This window comes from Variovorax sp. PEI5 (assembly GCF_056679935.1).
Window position 1 is genome coordinate 718,194 of record NZ_CM155257.1, and the last position, 17,955, is coordinate 736,148.

General features: G+C 71.2%; 15 protein-coding genes. 9 read left to right on the forward strand and 6 right to left on the reverse strand.

Going from position 1 to position 17,955, the window contains the following annotated elements; translation table 11 throughout:
• Positions 1–7 precede the first annotated feature (7 nt).
• Positions 8–223, reverse strand: coding sequence for a hypothetical protein (locus tag AC1MLT_RS03325; protein ID WP_481033857.1), 216 nt, complete (start codon positions 221–223; stop codon positions 8–10).
• Positions 224–370: 147 nt separating this feature from the next.
• Here AC1MLT_RS03325 and AC1MLT_RS03330 point away from each other — a divergent pair, with 147 nt between their 5' ends.
• Entirely contained in the window at positions 371–790 is a 420-nt protein-coding gene (locus AC1MLT_RS03330) for a DoxX family protein (protein WP_481033858.1), read from the forward strand.
• A gap of 67 nt (positions 791–857) precedes the next feature.
• Positions 858–1,061 carry a hypothetical protein gene (locus AC1MLT_RS03335; protein WP_481033859.1) on the forward strand — a complete coding sequence of 68 codons (204 nt, stop codon included), beginning with the start codon at positions 858–860 and terminating at the stop codon, positions 1,059–1,061.
• 172 nt (positions 1,062–1,233) lie between these two features.
• On the opposite strand, the gene AC1MLT_RS03340 is transcribed toward AC1MLT_RS03335, so the two are convergent.
• Positions 1,234–2,151: a peptidoglycan DD-metalloendopeptidase family protein gene (locus AC1MLT_RS03340; RefSeq protein WP_481033860.1), complete on the reverse strand. Its 918-nt coding sequence runs from the start codon at positions 2,149–2,151 to the stop codon at positions 1,234–1,236.
• Positions 2,152–2,253: 102 nt separating this feature from the next.
• On the opposite strand from AC1MLT_RS03340, the gene AC1MLT_RS03345 reads away from it, so the two are divergent.
• Together AC1MLT_RS03345 and AC1MLT_RS03350 are read left to right on the forward strand one after the other, a co-directional pair.
• Positions 2,254–3,213: a restriction endonuclease gene (locus tag AC1MLT_RS03345; RefSeq protein ID WP_481033861.1), complete on the forward strand. Its 960-nt coding sequence runs from the start codon at positions 2,254–2,256 to the stop codon at positions 3,211–3,213.
• Positions 3,210–3,689 carry a DUF4124 domain-containing protein gene (locus AC1MLT_RS03350; protein WP_481033862.1) on the forward strand — a complete coding sequence of 160 codons (480 nt, stop codon included), beginning with the start codon at positions 3,210–3,212 and terminating at the stop codon, positions 3,687–3,689. The genes AC1MLT_RS03345 and AC1MLT_RS03350 overlap by 4 nt, the downstream gene beginning before the upstream one ends.
• A gap of 102 nt (positions 3,690–3,791) precedes the next feature.
• On the opposite strand, the gene AC1MLT_RS03355 is transcribed toward AC1MLT_RS03350, so the two are convergent.
• The 4 genes from AC1MLT_RS03355 to AC1MLT_RS03370 are packed head-to-tail and all read right to left on the reverse strand — an operon-like array spanning position 3,792 to position 7,801.
• A complete protein-coding gene (locus AC1MLT_RS03355) occupies positions 3,792–4,340 on the reverse strand; it encodes a pseudouridine synthase (protein WP_481033863.1) in 549 nt (182 codons plus the stop codon).
• Positions 4,337–5,548: a Fic family protein gene (locus AC1MLT_RS03360; protein ID WP_481033864.1), complete on the reverse strand. Its 1,212-nt coding sequence runs from the start codon at positions 5,546–5,548 to the stop codon at positions 4,337–4,339. The genes AC1MLT_RS03355 and AC1MLT_RS03360 overlap by 4 nt, the downstream gene beginning before the upstream one ends.
• 57 nt (positions 5,549–5,605) lie before the next feature.
• Entirely contained in the window at positions 5,606–5,980 is a 375-nt protein-coding gene (locus AC1MLT_RS03365) for a hydroxyisourate hydrolase (RefSeq protein WP_481033865.1), read from the reverse strand.
• A 3-nt stretch (positions 5,981–5,983) separates the two neighbouring features.
• On the reverse strand, positions 5,984–7,801 hold the full coding sequence (locus AC1MLT_RS03370) for a glutamine--tRNA ligase/YqeY domain fusion protein (protein ID WP_481033866.1): 1,818 nt from the start codon (positions 7,799–7,801) through the stop codon (positions 5,984–5,986).
• A gap of 147 nt (positions 7,802–7,948) precedes the next feature.
• Here AC1MLT_RS03370 and AC1MLT_RS03375 point away from each other — a divergent pair, with 147 nt between their 5' ends.
• The 5 genes from AC1MLT_RS03375 to AC1MLT_RS03395 all read left to right on the forward strand — a co-directional run bounded on the left by AC1MLT_RS03375 (position 7,949) and on the right by AC1MLT_RS03395 (position 17,922).
• Entirely contained in the window at positions 7,949–8,329 is a 381-nt protein-coding gene (locus tag AC1MLT_RS03375; protein ID WP_481033867.1) for a hypothetical protein, read from the forward strand.
• 272 nt (positions 8,330–8,601) lie between these two features.
• Positions 8,602–10,017 carry an efflux RND transporter periplasmic adaptor subunit gene (locus AC1MLT_RS03380; RefSeq protein WP_481033868.1) on the forward strand — a complete coding sequence of 472 codons (1,416 nt, stop codon included), beginning with the start codon at positions 8,602–8,604 and terminating at the stop codon, positions 10,015–10,017.
• A complete protein-coding gene (locus tag AC1MLT_RS03385; protein ID WP_481033869.1) occupies positions 10,014–13,202 on the forward strand; it encodes an efflux RND transporter permease subunit in 3,189 nt (1,062 codons plus the stop codon). The genes AC1MLT_RS03380 and AC1MLT_RS03385 overlap by 4 nt, the downstream gene beginning before the upstream one ends.
• On the forward strand, positions 13,199–16,426 hold the full coding sequence (locus tag AC1MLT_RS03390; RefSeq protein ID WP_481033870.1) for an efflux RND transporter permease subunit: 3,228 nt from the start codon (positions 13,199–13,201) through the stop codon (positions 16,424–16,426). The genes AC1MLT_RS03385 and AC1MLT_RS03390 overlap by 4 nt, the downstream gene beginning before the upstream one ends.
• Entirely contained in the window at positions 16,423–17,922 is a 1,500-nt protein-coding gene (locus AC1MLT_RS03395; RefSeq protein ID WP_481033871.1) for an efflux transporter outer membrane subunit, read from the forward strand. Before AC1MLT_RS03390 ends, AC1MLT_RS03395 begins: the two co-directional genes overlap by 4 nt.
• Positions 17,923–17,955 lie beyond the last annotated feature (33 nt).

Genomic DNA, 17,955 nt, shown 5'->3' on the forward strand with positions numbered 1-17,955 from the left:
CGTCGAATCAGGATTCCATCGTGATCTTGCCGGCCTCGACATATTCCTCGAACTGGGTGCGCGGCATGGCGGTCGAGCCGACCACGCCTTCGGCTTCCTCCCAGCCGAGCGTCATGCTGTCGGGCGCCTCGATGACCTCGATGCGGCCCTCGGGGATCGGGATCGGCAGGCCGTCGCCCGGGGTGTAGGTGACGAGGCCCTTGATGGTGGCGTACTGGGTCATGGAAAGCTCCTGGAATGAATGAACGGAAGTCGGAGGGCGGACACATCGTCCCGCGCACGAGAGCCATGATTGCACGACTGCGCGGCCGCCGGACGGCCATCGGTAGGACGGTTCGAGAGCCGGCGGTGGCGCCGGCAGGAGCAAACCATGTCGGATAGGCCCGCGACCACGCGCCCGGGCCGCGCGCGGATGGCGGGCATCGCCTTCGTCTTCCTGTGGTTCGCGATCGGCGGGATCGCGCATTTCGTCTTCACCGAGACCGAGATGCGCATCGTGCCGCCCTGGATGCCCTGGCCGCGCGCGGCGGTGCTGGTGAGCGGCGTGCTCGAACTGCTGGGCGCGGCCGGGCTGCTGTGGCGGCCGACGCGCCGGCTGGCCGGCATCGGGTTGTTCCTGCTGACGCTCGCCGTCACGCCGGCGCACTTCTACATGCTGCAGCAGCCGGAGCTTTTTCCGTCGATTCCGTATGCCGCGCTGGTGGCGCGGCTGCCGGTGCAGGTCGCGCTGCTGGCCTTGATCGCGTGGTCGACCTTCGGCGGGCGGCGCAGGCAGCCGGGCGTGGAATAGTCGGAATCTCCGGCGAAAGGCGGATGCTGCCTTTACCTTGTCATGCGCGCTGCGCAGACTGGGCGGCATGCTTGAAGTCATCACCTCTCGCGAAGCCACCTATGTTCCCTATGCCCGGCAGCGCAAGGCCGGCGCCCTGTGGGAAGGCGTGGTGGACATCGTGTTCGTCGACAGCAAGACGGTGCACGTCTGCGATCGCTGCCACGACGATTCCGCCGATGCGTTCATGGATGCCACCATCGACGCCCTCCGCCTCGCCGGGGCCTGCTAGGAGCGCTCACCCCCAGGCTGCGCGCACTGCGTGTCGCTTCGCCCACCCCCTGCGAGGGGGCGACACGGGTGGACCGGCGGAGCCGGATCCACCGTGTCCTTGGACGGCGCCTCGGTCGGCGGGATGACGGAAGCGCTGCGATCGTGGCTGGTGGAAGCTCCAGGTCACAGGGTCATAGGAACAGGGCGGGGTCGACCATGGCGCGGTTGAGGAGGACGCTCCAGTGGAGGTGGGGGCCGGTGACGCGGCCGGTGGCGCCGACGGCGCCGAGGCGGTCGCCGGTGGCCAGCAGGTCGCCGGGGCGGCAGTCCATCGCGCTCAGGTGGCAGTACATCGTCAGCAGGCCGGCGCCGTGGTCGAGCCAGACGGTGCCGCCGTTGAAGAAGTAGTCGCCCGTGTCGAGCACGCGGCCGGGCAGCGGCGCCGTGACCGGCACGCCGGTGGCCGCGGCGATGTCCATGCCGCTGTGCGGATTGCGCGCTTGGCCGTTGAAGACGCGGCGCAGGCCGAAGGAGCTGGAACGCCGGCCCGGCACCGGCACCCGCATGCGAAGGTCCTGCATCGCGATGCCGGGAGCCGGCTCGGTGAAGGTCGCCATCACCTGGTTCAGATGGATCCGCTCGCGTTCGTAGCGCGCCTGGTCGGTGCTCGACAGGTCGACCGTGCCCGGCGCGACCTTCAGCCGCTGTTCGCTGTAGCGCTTGGATGCGACCGGATAGTCGAGGCGACGCTCGCGCTCGCCCGCCGCCCGCACGACGATGTGCCGCGAACCCGGCGCGGCCGCCAGCGGGATGCCGACGATGGCGGTCCATTCGATCGGATCGCCGGTCACCAGCAGCGGGATGTCGTTCTCCAGCGCGACCGGCCGCCGCGCCGCGGGACCCAGCGACAGTCGCGCCACGCCGCCCGGCACGGCCAGCATCTGCGGCCAGACCTCCGGCGGCGAAGGCGTGGTGGTGGCGGCGGCGGACGCGGATGGCGCGGCCCGGACGGGCAGGGCCGCCAGCGCCAGCAGACCGGCGCCGCCGGCCACGAGCGCGCGGCGGGTCGATGCCGGTGGGGAGAGCGATGGAAGAGGGAGAGGAGGCATGCGAAACAGTCTATCGATGCCGGCCGACGCGCCCCCCGACGACGCCAAATCAATGTAACTTTGTCTTACGATCGAGCATCTCTTGTTTCAAAGGAGTGCGCGATGACTCGAGGCGGACGAAGCGGTGCCGGCAGCGTGATCGATGGCGTGGCACTGTTGCCATGGTGGGCCGGCATCGGCCTGGCGCTCGCGACCCACGTGCTGTTCGATCGGCTGGCGACGCCGCCCGCGGGTCCCATGCAGGCCGGACAGATGGGGGTCTTCGCGCAGCACGCGCTGGTCGCGGGCGTCGCCGGCGTGGCGCGCTGGGGGGTGCCGTCGCTGTGCCTGCTCGGTGCGCTGGTGTCGTTCCTGCGGCGTCGCAAGCGACGAGCCTTGCTGGGCTCCGTCACGCGGTCCGACGCCGCTTTAGCGCTCGACGGCATGTCGTGGCGCGACTTCGAACTGCTGGTGGGCGAGTCGTTCCGGCGGCAGGGCTACCAGGTCGTCGAGCAGGGCGGCGCGCGGGCCGATGGTGGCGTCGATCTGATCCTGCGCAAGGACCACGAGACCTTCCTCGTGCAGTGCAAGCACTGGAAGGCGTTCAAGGTCGGCGTGGGCGTGGTGCGCGAACTCTTTGGCGTGATGGCCGCGCGCGGCGCGGCGGGCGGCTTCGTCGTCACCTCGGGCAGCTTCACCGCCGAGGCGAAGGCCTTCGTCGACGGCCGCAACGTGACGCTGGTCGATGGGCCCGCGTTGGCCAGGCGGATCCGGGAAGTCGGCGCGCGGACGCCGGAATCGACGACCGGCATGGCGCGCGTGAAAACCACGCCGACCGCCGAGCCGACGCAGGACACGCGAGCGACGATGTCCACGGCAAAGGCCACGGCGACGACGACGACGACGATGGCCGCGCCCCACGAGCGTCCGGCCGCGATGGCGACGACGACGGCTGCCGAGACGCCCCCGACCTGCCCGACCTGCCAGTCGGCGATGGTGCGGCGCATGGCGCGCACCGGACCCCGGGCCGGCGCCTCGTTCTGGGGCTGCTCGCGTTTTCCATCCTGCCGGGGCACGCGATGAGGCGGCGCGTCGCGCTGCCGCGTCGAGCCTGGGTCCGCGTGGCTTGTGCCGTCGCCTGCGTGCTGGCGGCATCGGGAGCGAGCGCGCAGCGGGTCTACAAGTGCACGTCGGGTCGCACGGTGCTCTATTCGCACGAGCCCTGTCTCGATGCCCAGGTCGTCGATGTCACGCCGACGCAGGGCATGGATCGCTCCAGCGGTGTCAGTCGCAAGGGCGCCGACGTGCAGCGCATCGAGACCCGGACCATGCTCGCCAACGCGATGAAACCCCTGACCGGGATGGACGAGCCGCAGCTGAGGAAGCTCGGCGAGCGCCAGCGGCTGGCGCCATCGGCACGCCAGGAATGCGACCGGCTCGACGCCCGGCTGGCCCAGGAGGAGGCGCAGACCGCGCAGGCCGTCGGCGAGGTCGACCGGCAGGCGCGGGCGGCACGGGTGTTCGAAAGTCGACGGCGCTATCGCGGCCTCGGCTGCTGAGCCGTGACGCGATGCGATGCGATGCGATGCGATGCGATGCGATGGTTTTTCAGGTGGTGCCGCGTCATCGCGCCGGCATGCCCACCCGCCACCGCGACGGCGTCAGACCGCCTGCCACGTCCCCGGCGCCAGCCCGTCGAGCGTGTAGGGTCCGATGGCCGCGCGGACCAGCCGCAGCGTCGGATGGCCGACCGCCGCCGTCATGCGCCGCACCTGGCGGTTGCGGCCCTCGCGGAGGGCCAGCTCGATCCAGGTGGTGGGGATGGCGGCGCGCACGCGGATCGGCGGCTCGCGCGGCCCGACCCCGGGCGCCGGGTCGAGGCGCCGCGCGCGGGCCGGGCGCGTGAGGCCGTCGTTGAGCCGCACGCCAGCGCGCAGGGCCGCCAGCGCGTCGTCGTCGGGCTCGCCCTCGACCTGCACCCAGTAGACCTTCTCCATCTTGAAGCGCGGATCGGCGATGCGCGCCTGCATCCGGCCGTCGCCGGTCAGCAGCAGCAGGCCCTCGCTGTCGGCATCGAGCCGGCCGGCCACGTACACGCCGGGCAGGTCGATGAAGTCCTTCAGGCCGCGCCAGCGGCCTTCGGGCGTGAACTGGCTGAGCACGCCATAGGGCTTGTGGAAGCGGATGAGGGGCGGGGGCGCGTCGGTCACGGGAGCGGTTCGTTGGGGTTCGGGTTCGAAGGTGTCGATTCGGGCTGGACGTCGAGGCCGTGCGTCCAGCCCGGCACGCTCACGTGATAGCGCAGTGCCTTGCCCCGGCCGCTGGCATGCAGCAGACCGCGCCGCACCAGGTCGGAGAGGTCGCGCGTGGCCGTGGCCTTCGAGGCATCGGTCATCTTCAGGTACTTCTCGACATTGAGCCCACCGAGGAACCCGCCATCGCCCGCGAGCAGCAGACGCAGCAGCAACCTGCGCTGGCGTTCGTTGAGGGTGTGGGTCTGCGGACGGGCCCAGAAGCGGGACCGCTCCAGCGAGGCCTCGATGACCGCGCTCGCGGCGCCACAGGCCTGGCCGAACACGGCGGCGAACCACTGGACGAACGCGGTCGCATCGGTGGTGCCACGCTGCGCCCGCGCCAGGGCGTCGTAGTAGCCGCGACGGTCCGCGAGCAGCTGGCGCGACAGGCTGTAGAGCCGCAGCGGCGTGCCGCTGCATTGCGCGAGGGCCAGATCCGCGATGGCACGGCCGATGCGTCCGTTGCCGTCCTCGAAAGGATGGATCGTCTCGAACCACAGATGCGCGATGGCGGCACGCGCGATGCCGTCCATCGAATCGGCGGGCCCGGATCGAGGCCTGGTCCTTGCGAACCAGGCGAGGAATGCATCCATTTCGCGGGCCACGCGCGCCGAGGGTGGGGCGGTGTAGTGCACGATCTCCTTGCCGAGCCTGCCGCTGACGATCTGCATCGGGTCGGCATGATCGCGAAAACGGCCGACCGCGATGCGCCGAAGGCCGTCCGTGCCGCCCGGGAACAGCGCCGATTGCCAGCGGCACAGCCGATCGGCATCGAGTGGCTCGTCGATGTTCGACAGGGCATCCTGGAGGACCTCGACGAGGCCATCGACATGGCGGACGTGCGGGCCCTGGTCGTCCCGCCCCAGGTGCCGCAGCACGGATGAACGCACGGCCGCCAGATCGAGCGTCTCGCCTTCGATGGCGGCGGTCGCGACGGCCTCCTGCATCCACAGTTCCTCGGCGATGGTGTCCAGTGCCTCGATGCCGATGCCGCGCGCCATGCCGACGACCTGACCCATCAGGCGCCATGCGTGCGTCAATGCCGGACTGGCGGCGACGACATCGAAATGAAGCGCGGGCCAGTCGGCACGTTGCCAGACATAGTGAAGGGACCCGGCCGTCATGAGCCATATTCTAAAAGATACGGCTCATGCGGTGAGCCGCAAATCAAGGCAATCGGCTCAGGCCCCGCGAAAGCACGACAGACCCCACGGGGTCAGCTTGACCGGCAGGTGATGGTGCTGCGACGCATCGGCGATGCCGAAGCGGAACACCTGCACCTCCATGAACGCGGGCTCGGGCAGCACCGTGCCGCGCAAGCGGAAGTAGTCGCCGACATGCAGGCGCAGTTCGTAGACGCCGATGTCGAACATCGGCTGCGGGCCGTCCAGCCCGCTCACCACGCCATTCGAGCCGACGCGGCCGGAGACGACCGGCAGCCAGGGCCCGGCGTCGTCGCTCGACGCGCGCCGCACGACGTCGACGCGCATGGCCGTGGCGACGACGCCATTGGCGACGTCGACGACATGGATGGAGAGGGCTTGCGGAGCCTGCATGGCCTACTTCCCCCAGCCGTCGCGCATGCCCGCCGCGCGGTTGAACACCGGCGCGCCGGCGCCCTGCGCCCGGGCATCGGCGACGAAGTAGCCATGCCGCTCGAACTGGAAGCTGGCGCCATCGGCGGCCCGCGCCAGGGCCGGCTCGACGAAGCCCCGCGCCGTCACCAGGCTGTGCGGGTTCAGCTCGTCGAGCAACTCCCCGCCGCCCGGCTTCTCGGCCGCGAACAGGCGCTCGTAGAGCCGCAGCTCCACCGCCATCGCATCGGCCGCCGCGACCCACGTGATGTTGCCCTTGACCTTGATGGCGTCCGCGCCGGGCGTGCCGCTCTTGGTGTCGGCGACGAGCAGGGCGTGGACCTCGGTCAGCCGGCCGTCGGCATCGCGCGTGGCGCCGGTGCATTCGATGGTGTGGCCGTATTTCAGGCGCACCTTGTTGCCGGGGAACAGGCGGAAGAAGCCCTTGGGCTGCACGTCCTCGTAGTCGGTGCGCTCGATCCAGAGCTCGCGGCCGATCTGGAAGTGGCGCAGGCCGCGCTCCGGATGATGCGGATGCACCGGCGCCGTGCAGGCATCCAGCGCGTCGTCGCCGCCCATGAGTTCGCCCCAGTTGGTGAGGACCAGCTTCACGGGGTCGAGCACGGCCATGGCGCGCGGCGCCACCGGATCGAGCGTTTCGCGCAGCGCGGCCTCGAGCGCGGCGTAGTCGGTCCAGCCGCCACCGGACTTGGTGGTGCCGCTGCGCTCGCAGAACAGGCGCAGCGCCTCGGGCGTGTAGCCGCGCCGGCGCAGGCCGGCGAGCGTGGGCATGCGCGGGTCGTCCCAGCCCTCGACGTGGCCTTCCTCCACCAGCTGGCGCAGCCGGCGCTTGCTGGTCATGACGTGGGTGATGTTCAGGCGCGCGAATTCGTACTGGCGCGGATGCGGGCTGGCGATCAGGCCGCCTTCGGCCAGGCGGTCGAGCAGCCAGTCGTAGAACGGCCGCTGGTCCTCGAACTCCAGCGTGCAGATCGAATGCGTGATCTGTTCCAGCGCGTCCTCGATCGGATGCGCGAAGGTGTACATCGGATAGATGCACCAGCGGTCCCCGGTGTTGTGGTGGGTGGCACGGCGGATGCGATAGAGCGCCGGATCGCGCATGTTGATGTTGGGGCTCGCCATGTCGATCTTGGCGCGCAGCACGGCGGCGCCATCGTCGAGCCGGCCGTCGCGCATCTCGCGGAAGCGCGCCAGGTTCTCGGCCGGCGCGCGGCTGCGGAACGGGCTGTCGGTGCCGGGCGTGTTGAAGTCGCCACGGTTCGCGCGCATCTCGTCAGGCGTCTGCTCGTCGACGTAGGCGAGGTCCTGGCCGATCAGGTACTCGGCCGCGCGGTACATGAAGTCGAAGTAGTCGCTCGCGAAGTATTCGTGCGGCTGCAGCACGCCGGGGTGGGCCGGGCGGTCGGCCAGCAGGGTCTCGTAGCCCATCCAGTCGATGGCGTCGCGGATGGCGTCGACGTATTCCTGTTCCTCCTTCTCGGGGTTGGTGTCGTCGAAGCGCAGGTGGCACACGCCGCCGTATTCGCGCGCCATCTCGAAGTTCAGCCAGATGCTCTTGGCATGGCCGATGTGCAGGTAGCCATTGGGCTCGGGCGGGAAGCGCATGCGCACTTTCGCCGGATCGGGCATGCCCTGGGCATGATGGTCGGCGTCGCCGGGGGCACCACCCCAGCGGCGTCCCTGGTAGGCGCCGCGGGCGAGGTCGTCCTCGATGACGTGGCGCAGGAAATTGCTGGGAGCGGGAGCGGTTCTGGAGGCGTGCTTGTCGGCGGGAGAGGTCATCGGCGGATTTTAGGGACGTTACTTTCCGCAACGAACTTCACGTGCCAGCGTTAACCTGATCAGGACCTGACGCGTTGAGGTCAGACCCGGGCGTTCTTTCGCAGCCCGCTTTCCGGATCCACCGGATTTCCCCTCAAGGAGACCCTCATGAGTTTCATCCGTTCGACCATCGCCAGGTTCGCCGCAGTCGGCGCGCTGGCCGCCGCGGCCCTGCTGGGCGCGGCATCGGCCCAGGCATCGAGCTGGTCGGTGGGCATCAGCACCCCCGGCATCGTCGTCAACGGCGGCGCCGCGCCGCTGTACTACGCGCCCCCGCCGGTGTACTACGCGCCGCCGCCGGTCTACTACCGGCCGCCACCGCCGCCGCCGCCCGTGTACTACCAGCCGGCGGCGCCGGTCTACTACGGACCGCCGCGTGGCTACTACGGTCCGCCCCGGGGCTACTACGAAGGCCCGCCGCGCGGCTACTACCGCGACGGCTATCGGGGCGATGGCCATCGCGGCGACGGCCGCCGCGACTGGCGCTGACCCCGGCGCGTCCCGTCGCCCCTGCGGGCGATGACGACGCCCCCACCGAACCGGCTTCCTGGCGGAGCCGGTTTTTTCATGCGCGTCGCCGGGCGCGCCGACGAGCCCTGCTGGAGCACCGCTTTACCGTGCCTTTACGACGGCGTCGATCGGCCGTCGCAATGGGCATGCGGTCGCGCGCTACGATTTGACACGCCGGCACATCCGCCGGCGTCTCGAAGTCGACCGGCCACGCGCCGGCGGCCGATGCCTTTGCCGTCAGGATCTCCCGCATGGACCCCCGTCCCCAAGACCCCCCGCCCGCCCACGCCACCGACTCCACGGGAGTGCCCGCGCCGCGGCGCCGGCGCTGGCTGGGCGCGCTCGTCGCGCTGCTGGCGCTGGCGGCGCTGATCGGCGCGGCGTGGTACCTGGTGAATCGGCCGGCCGCCGTGCCGGGTGGTGCCGGTGGCCCCGGCGGGCGGCCGGCGGGGGCGGGAGGACCGGGCCGGCCGGGCGGCCCCGGCGCCGGGGGGCCCGGCGGGCCTCCGGCCTCGGGCGCCTTCGTGGTCACGGTCGGCTCGGCGATCGCGCGGCGCGGCGACGTGCCGGTCTATCTCGATGCCCTGGGCACCGTCACGCCGGTCACCACGGTCACGCTGCGGCCCCAGGTCTCGGGCGTCATGACCGAGGTCTACTTCACCGAGGGGCAGACCGTGCGCAAGGGCGACCTGCTGGCGCGCATCGACCCGCGCCCCTACGAGCAGGCGCTGATGCAGGCCCAGGGCGTGCGCGCCCGCGACGAGGCCCAGTTGCGCGCCGCCCGTGTGACGCTGGAACGCTACCGGACCCTGCTCGGCCAGGACTCGATCGCCCGCCAGGAGGTCGACACGCAGAGCGCGCTGGTCGGCCAGCTCGAAGGCACCGTGACGACCGACACCGCGGCCGAGGCCGCCGCCCGCCTGAACCTGGGCTACACCCGCGTGACGGCGCCGGTCGGCGGGCGCGTCGGCCTGCGCACGGTCGATCCCGGCAACTACGTGGCGGCCGGCGCGACCACCGGCGTCGCCGTCATCACCCAGATGGATCCGATCGACGTCCAGTTCTCCGTGCCGCAGGACCGCGTGCCCGAGATCGAGTCCCGCGCCCGCGCCGGCACCCGCGGCGGCGGCGGCGGCGGCGCCAACAAGCTGGCGGTGACCGCGTTCGACCGCACCCGCGCGACGACGCTGGCCACCGGCACCTTCTCCACGCTGGACAACGTCATCGACACCACGACCGGCACCGTCAAGGCCAAGGCGCGCTTCTCCAACACGGCGGGCACGCTGTTCCCGAGCCAGTTCGTCAACGTGCGGCTGCTGCTGCGCACCATCGAGGGCGCGGTGGTGGTGCCGGTGACGGCATTGCGCACGGCGGGCACCGGCAACTATGTCTACGTGGTCAACGCCGACCGCACGGTGTCGATGCGCAATGTCATGCGTGGTGAATCGACCGTCGAGTCGGTGGTCATCACCGAGGGCCTGAAGGAGGGCGAACGCGTGGTGACCGAGGGCGGCGACCGCCTGAAGGATGGCTCGACGGTGCAGCTGCCCACCGACGACGCGGCGGCGCGCCCGCGCGGCGGCGCCTCGGGCGCGCACGGGGCCGGCACGGGCCCGCGCGGCGGCGCATCCGGTGCCGCCGGCAGCCGGCGGCAGCGACCCGAATGAGCCCCTCGCGCCCCTTCATCGAGCGGCCGGTCGCGACGGCGCTGCTGATGCTGGCCATCGTGCTGGCCGGCCTGGTGGGCTTCCGTTTCCTGCCGCTGTCGGCGCTGCCGCAGGTCGACTACCCGACGATCCAGGTGCAGACGCTCTATCCCGGCGCCAGTCCGGAAGTCATGAGCCGCACCGTCACGGCGCCGCTGGAGCGCCAGTTCGGCCAGATGGCCGGCCTGAACCGCATGAGCTCGACCAGCGCGGCCGGGGTCTCGATCGTCACGCTGCAGTTCGGCCTGGGCGAGAAGCTCGACGTCTCGGAGCAGGAGGTGCAGGCGGCCATCAATGCCGCCAACGCGCTGCTGCCGGCCGACCTGCCGGCGCCACCGGTCTATGCCAAGGTCAACCCGGCCGACGCCCCGGTGCTGACGCTGGCCATCAGTTCCACCACGATGCCGCTGACCGAGGTGCAGAACCTGGTCAACACGCGTCTGGCGCAGAAGATCAGCCAGGTCTCCGGCGTCGGGCTGGTGACGCTCTCGGGCGGGCAGCGCCCGGCGGTGCGCATCCAGGCCGACACGCGGGCGCTGGCGGCCTATGGCATCGGGCTCGACACCCTGCGCACGGCCATCTCGGCGGCCAATGCCAACAGCGCCAAGGGCAGCTTCGACGGCCCCACGCGCTCCTACACCATCAACGCCAACGACCAGCTGGTCACGGCCGCCGACTATCGCAACCTGATCGTCGCCTGGCGCAATGCCGCGCCGGTGCGCATGACCGACGTGGCGCAGGTCGTCGACAGCGCCGAGAACACGCGCCTGGGCGCCTGGGCCGGCCTGGCGGTGCCACCGGTGGTCGAGGTGCGGGCGGCCCCCGGCCCGACCGCGCCGGCGGGCACCACGGCCAGCACCACCGACAACGCCACGGCCGACGCCGCGCCGCGCCTGTACCCGGCCGTCATCCTCAACGTGCAGCGCCAGCCCGGCGCCAACGTCATCGCCACCGTCGACGCCATCCGGCGCCAGCTGCCCGAGCTGCAGGCCGGCCTGCCGGGCTCGCTCGACGTCCAGGTGCTGGCCGACCGCACGACCGGCATCCGCGCCTCGGTCACCCATGTCGAGATCGAGCTGCTGCTGGCGGTGGTGATGGTGGTGCTGGTGATCTTCCTGTTCCTGCACAGCGCGCGCGCCACGCTGATCGCCAGCCTGGCGGTGCCGATCTCGCTGATCGGCAGCTGCGGCGTGATGTACCTGATGGGCTACAGCCTCAACAACCTCAGCCTGATGGCGCTGACCATCGCCACCGGCTTCGTGGTGGACGACGCCATCGTCATGATCGAGAACATCTCGCGCTACCTGGAGGAGGGCGAGGCGCCGTTCGCGGCCGCGCTCAAGGGCGCGGCGCAGATCGGCTTCACCATCATCTCGCTGACGGTCTCGCTGATCGCCGTGCTGATCCCGCTGCTGTTCATGGGCGACGTGGTCGGGCGGCTGTTCCGCGAGTTCGCCGTCACGCTGGCGATCACCATCCTGATCTCGGCCGTGGTCTCGCTGACGCTGGTGCCGATGATGTCGGCGCGGATGTTGAAGAGTGAGCCGCACAACGCGACGCGCGGCTTCGGCGGTCACGTGCAGGCCTTCTTCGACCGCGTGATCGCGCGCTACGACATCTGGCTGCAATGGGTGTTCCGGCGCCAGGGCCTGACGCTGGTGGTGGCGCTGGCGACCATGGCGCTGACCGTGCTGCTCTACGTGCTGATCCCCAAGGGCCTGTTCCCGACCCAGGACACCGGCCAGCTGCAGGGCCGCATCGAGGCGGCGCAGGATGTCTCGTACGAGCGCATGGCCGAACTGCAGCAGGCCGCGGCGCGCGCCATCCTGGCCGACCCCGAGGTCGCGAGCCTGAGCTCCGTGACCGGGGTGGACGCGGCCAACAACACCATGCTCAACACCGGCCGCGTGCTGATCAACCTGAAGGCCGATCGCGGCGCGCAGGAGGCGACCATGCAGCGCCTGCGCGAGCGCGTGGCCGAGGTCGCGGGCGTGCGGCTGTTCCTGCAGCCGACGCAGGACCTGACCATCGACGCCGAGACCGGCCCGACCGAATACCGCTTCTCGATCGAAGGCGTCGATTCCGCCACCGTCACCGAGTGGGTGAACAAGCTGCGCGCGCGCCTGCAGGACGTGCCCCAGGTGCGCAACGTGACCAGCGACGCCGGCGCGCAGGGCCTGTCGGCCTTCGTCGACATCGACCGGGCCACGGCCTCGCGCCTGGCGGTGACGGCCAGCGCGGTGGACGACGTGCTCTACAGCGCCTTCGGCCAGCGCATCGTCTCGACGATCTTCACCGAGACCAACCAGTACCGCGTGATCCTGGAGGCGAAGAACGATTCGATCGAGACGCCGCAGCAGCTCGGCACCCTGAACCTCAAGACCGGCTCGGGCGCGGCCACGCCGCTGTCGGCCATCGCCACCATCCGCGAGCAACTCGCGCCGCTGCAGATCACGCACGTGGCGCAGTACCCGGCGGCGACGGTGGGCTTCGACACCGCGCCGGGCGTGTCGCTCGGCAGCGCGGTCGATGCCATCCGGCAGGCGGCGGTGGAGGTCGGATTGCCGGTGGGCGTGTCGATGACCTTCCTGGGCGCGGCCGGGGCCTACGAGAACTCGCTGTCCAACCAGCTGTGGCTGATCCTGGCGGCGGTGGTGTGCGTGTACATCGTGCTGGGCGTGCTCTACGAGAGCTACGTGCATCCGCTGACGATCCTGTCGACCCTGCCTTCGGCCGGCGTGGGCGCGCTGCTGGCGCTGATGGTGACGGGCAACGACCTCGGGGTGATCGGGATCATCGGCATCATCCTGCTGATCGGCATCGTCAAGAAGAACGCGATCATGATGATCGACTTCGCCATCGAGGCCGAACGGCGCCAGGGCATGACGCCATTGCAGGCGATCCACCAGGCCGCGTTGCTGCGCTTCCGCCCGATCCTGATGACCACGCTGGCGGCGCTGTTCGCCGCCGTGCCGCTGATGCTGGGCTTCGGCGAGGGCGCCGAGCTGCGCCGGCCGCTGGGCCTGGCGATCTTCGGCGGCCTGATCGTCAGCCAGGTGCTGACGCTGTTCACCACGCCGGTGATCTACCTGGCCTTCGACCGGCTCGGGCGCCGCTTCGGCCGGCGGCGCGAGGTGGCGGCGTGAACCTCTCGCGCCCGTTCGTCGAGCGGCCGATCGCCACCATCCTGCTGACCATCGGCATCGCGCTGGCGGGCATCGCGGCGTTCTTCGCATTGCCGGTGTCGCCCTTGCCCAAGGTCGACTTCCCGGTGATCTCGGTCAGCGCCAGCCTGGCCGGCGCCAGCCCCGACACCATGGCCAGCAGCATCGCGACGCCCCTGGAGCGGCGCCTGGGCACCATCGCGGGGGTCAACGAGATGACCTCGACCAGCTCGACCGGCTCGGCGCGCGTGACCCTGCAGTTCGACCTCAACCGCGACATCAACGGCGCCGCGCGCGAGGTGCAGGCCGCCATCAACGCCGCGCGCGTCGACCTGCCGGCCACGCTGCGCAGCAACCCGACCTATCGCAAGATCAATCCGGCCTCGTCGCCGGTGATCATCCTGGCGCTGACCTCCAAGACCAAGACGCCCGGGCAGATCTACGACGCCGTCTCCAACATCGTCAGCCAGCGGCTGTCTCAGGTGCAGGGCGTGGGCGACGTGGAGATCGGCGGCGGCTCGCTGCCGGCGGTGCGGGTGGAGCTGCTGCCGTTCGCGCTCAACCGCTATGGCATCAGCACCGAGGACGTGCGCGCCGCCATCCAGGCCGGCAATGCCAACCGGCCCAAGGGCGCGATCGAGGGCGAGGGCCGCCGGCTGCAGATCTACACGCCCCAGCCGGCGCGGCGCGCGGCCGAGTACCGCACCATGATCGTCGCCTGGCGCAACGGCGCGGCGGTGCGGCTGGCGGATGTCGCCAACGTGGTCGATGGCGTCGAGAACCGCCGCACGCTGGGCCTGTTCAACGGCGAGCCGGCGATCATCGTGCTGGTCACGCGCCAGCCCAGCGCCAACATCATCGAGACCGTCGACCGCGTGCGCGACCTGATCCCCGAGTTGCGCGCCCAGCTGCCGCAGGACATCGAGGTGCAGGTGGCCTCCGACAGCACCAACTCGATCCGCTCCTCGCTGCACGAGATCGAGCTCACGCTGATGGTCTCGATCGTGCTCGTGGTGCTGGTGGTCGGGCTGTTCCTGCGCAAGGCGCGCGCCACCGTGGTGCCGGCGGTGGCGACCGTGGTGTCGCTGCTGGGCACCTTCGGCGTCATGTACCTGCTGGACTTCAGCCTCAACAACCTGAGCCTGATGGCCTTGACGGTGGCCACCGGCTTCGTCGTCGACGACGCCATCGTGGTGCTGGAGAACACCATGCGCCACATCGAGGCCGGCATGGACCGCGTCGAGGCGGCGCTGCAGGGCGCGCGCGAGGTCGGCTTCACGGTGCTGTCGATCAGCCTGTCGCTGGTGGCGGTGTTCATCCCGCTGCTGTTCATGGACGGGCAGGTCGGGCGGCTGTTCCGCGAGTTCGCCGTCACGCTGTCGGCGGCGGTGCTGATCTCGCTGGTCATCTCGCTGACCACCACGCCGATGATGTGCGCGCTGCTGCTGCGGCCCGAGGCACGCGAGGGCGCCGCGCCGGCGCGGCGCGCGGCCTGGCCGGTGCGCTGGGCCGAGCGCGGCTACGACGCGCTGCTGCGCGTCTATGCCCGCAGCCTGGACTGGGCGCTGGCCAGCAAGGCGCTGGTGATGCTCATCCTGCTGGCGGTCATCGGCCTGAACGTCTACCTGTTCGCCAAGGTGCCCAAGGGCTTCTTCCCGCAGCAGGACAACGGCCAGCTCAACGGCGGCCTGCGCGCCGACCAGAGCATCTCCTCGGCCGCGCTGGGCGAGAAGCTCAAGCAGGCGGTCGACATCATCCGCGCCGATCCGGCGGTCGACACCGTGGTCGGCTTCTCGGGCGGCAGCCGGGCCGGCGGCGGCTTCATGTTCGTCAACCTCAAGCCCCTGGCCGAGCGCAAGGTCGCGAGCGACGTCGTCATCAATCGGCTGCGCCCGCAGCTCAACCGCCTGACCGGCCTGCGCGTGTTCCTGGGCCAGGTGCAGGACCTGCGCGGCGGCAGCCGGTCGAGCAACTCGACCTACGACTACACGCTCAAGGGCGACAACATCAACGACCTGCGGACCTGGAGCGGCAAGCTGATCGAGCGCCTGAAGCAGGAGAGCGCCCTGACCGACATCGACGGCGACCAGTCCGACAACGGCGTCGAGACCTTCGTCACGGTCGACCGCGAGAGCGCCTCGCGCCTGGGCGTGACCTCCAGCGCCATCGACAGCGCGCTCTACAACGCCTTCGGCCAGCGCTCGGTCGCCACCATCTACGACGAGCTCAACCAGTACGCCGTGATCATGGAATGGGCGCCGCGCTTCATGCAGGGACCGCCGGCATTGAAGGACCTCTACGTGCCGGCATCGGCGGCCGCCGCCAGCGGCACCACCGTGCTCACCACCTCCGCCAATCCGGGGCTGCGCGGCGCCTCCACCGGGGCGCCCCTGAGCACCACGCCCACCACCATGGTGCCGCTCTCGGCCATCGCCACCCTGTCCGAGCGCGCCATCCCGACCTCGATCTCGCACGAGGGCGGCGAGCTGTCGAGCACCATCTCGTTCAGTCTCGCGCCCGGCGTGGCGCTGGGCGACGCGCAGCGCATCGTCGCCCAGGCCAGCGCCGACATCGCCATGCCGATCAACGTGCGCGGCAGCTTCGGCGGCTCGGCCGGCGTCTTCCAGCAGTCGCAGAACCAGCAGTGGCTGCTGATCGTCGCGGCGCTGGTGGTCATCTACATCGTGCTGGGCGTGCTCTACGAGAGCCTGATCCACCCGATCACGGTGCTGACCACCTTGCCCTCGGCCGGTGTCGGCGCGGTGCTGGCGCTGCTGCTGTTCCGCATGGACTTCTCGCTGATCGCGCTGATCGGGGTGTTCCTGCTGATCGGCATCGTCAAGAAGAACGCCATCCTGATCATCGACTTCGCGCTCGACGCCGAGCGCGCGCGCGGCCTCACCGCGACCGAGGCCGTGCGCGAGGCCTGCCTGCTGCGCTTCCGCCCGATCCTGATGACCACCTTGGCGGCGGCGCTCGGCGCGCTGCCGCTGGCGATCGGCTTCGGCCAGGGGTCGGAGCTGCGCCAGCCGCTGGGCGTGGCGATCGTCGGCGGACTGATCGCCAGCCAGCTGCTGACCCTGCTGACCACGCCCGTCGTCTACGTGCTGATGGACAAGCTGCGCCGCCGCTCGCCCGACGAGCGCCACCTGGCCCGGGCGGCCGACGCATCGCCGCCGCACGGCCTCTCGACCACCTCCCCATGAACGCCACTTCGCATCGTCCGTCCGCCGCCTCCGCCGTCTTCGCCGCCCGCGGGTCCGCATCGTCGCGGCCGCGCTCCTGGCCGCGCGCCGCGCTCGGCCTGGCACTGGCGGCCGCGCTGGCCGGCTGCGCGGTCGGCCCGGCCTATCGTCCGGTCGTCGTCGACGCCCCCAGCGCCTGGAAGGAGGCGCCGGCCGTCGATGGCTGGCTGCCGGCCGCCCCGGCCGATGGCCTGGAGCGCGGTCCCTGGTGGCAGCGCTTCGGCGACGCCGGGCTCGACGCCCTGGCCGAACGCGTGCGGATCGACAACCCCGGCATCGCCGTGGCGGTGGCCAACTACGCGCAGGCCCAGGCGCTGGTGCGCGAGCAGCAGGCCACGCTGTTCCCGGCCGTCTCGCTCTCCGGCGCCAACTCGCGCAGCGGCACGCGCGGCGAGTCGAACGCGCGCGGCACCGCCAGCGCCACGGTGGGCGCCTCCTGGGCGCCCGACGTCTGGGGCCGGCTGCGGCTGGCGGTGGGCAGCGCGCAGGCCCAGGCGCAGGCCAGCCAGGCCGATCTGGCATCGGCCCGGCTGTCGGCGCTGGGCTCGCTGGCGTCGAACTACTTCCAGCTGCGCGAGGCCGATGCCGAGCTCGCGCTGCTGGCCGCCACGCTGGAGGGCTACGAGCGCTCGCTGGCCATCGCGCGCAACCGCTACGAGGCCGGCATCGCCGCGCAGAGCGACGTGCTGCAGGCCCAGACGCTGCTGGTCAACACGCGGGCCGACCGGGTCGCCGTGCAACGCTCGCGCGACACGCTGGAGCACGCCATCGCGGTGCTGGTGGGCGCCGCCCCGGCGTCGTTCCGCCTGCCGGTGGCGGCGGCGCCCTGGACCCCGACGGTGCCGGCCGTGCCGCTGGGCGTGCCCTCGACCCTGCTGCAGCGCCGCCCCGACATCGCCGCCGCCGAGCGCGACATGGCCGCGGCCAACGCGCAGATCGGCATCCAGCGCGCCGCGTACTTCCCCAGCATCGGCCTGAGCGCATCGCTCGGGCGCTCGGCCACGAGCGTGTCTGACCTGTTCAGCGCCGCCGGCACGCTGTGGTCGTTCGGTCTCTCGGCGACGCAGGTGCTCTTCGATGCCGGCGCCATCGCCGCGCGCGTGGAGGCCGCCCGGGCGTCCTACGACGCCGTGACCGCCAGCTACCGGCGCACCGTGCTGGCCGCCTTCCAGGGCGTCGAGGACCAGCTCAGCGCCACCGCCAGCCTGGCGCAGCAGGAGGCCCTGCGGCGCGAGGCCTCGGCCGCCGCCGACCGCACCGAGCAGCAGATCCTCAACCGCTACCGCGCCGGTCAGGTCAGCTACACCGAGGTGGTGACGGCGCAGGCGTCGGCGCTCAACGCCCGGCGCACCGTGCTGCAGGTGCAGGTGGCGCGGCAGGTCGCGGCGGTCGGGCTGATCCAGGAACTGGGTGGCGGCTGGGAGGCGTCGTCGCTGGCCGTGCCCACATCGCCTTAATACAAGAGACTTAGTTAACGCGGTCGACATGGA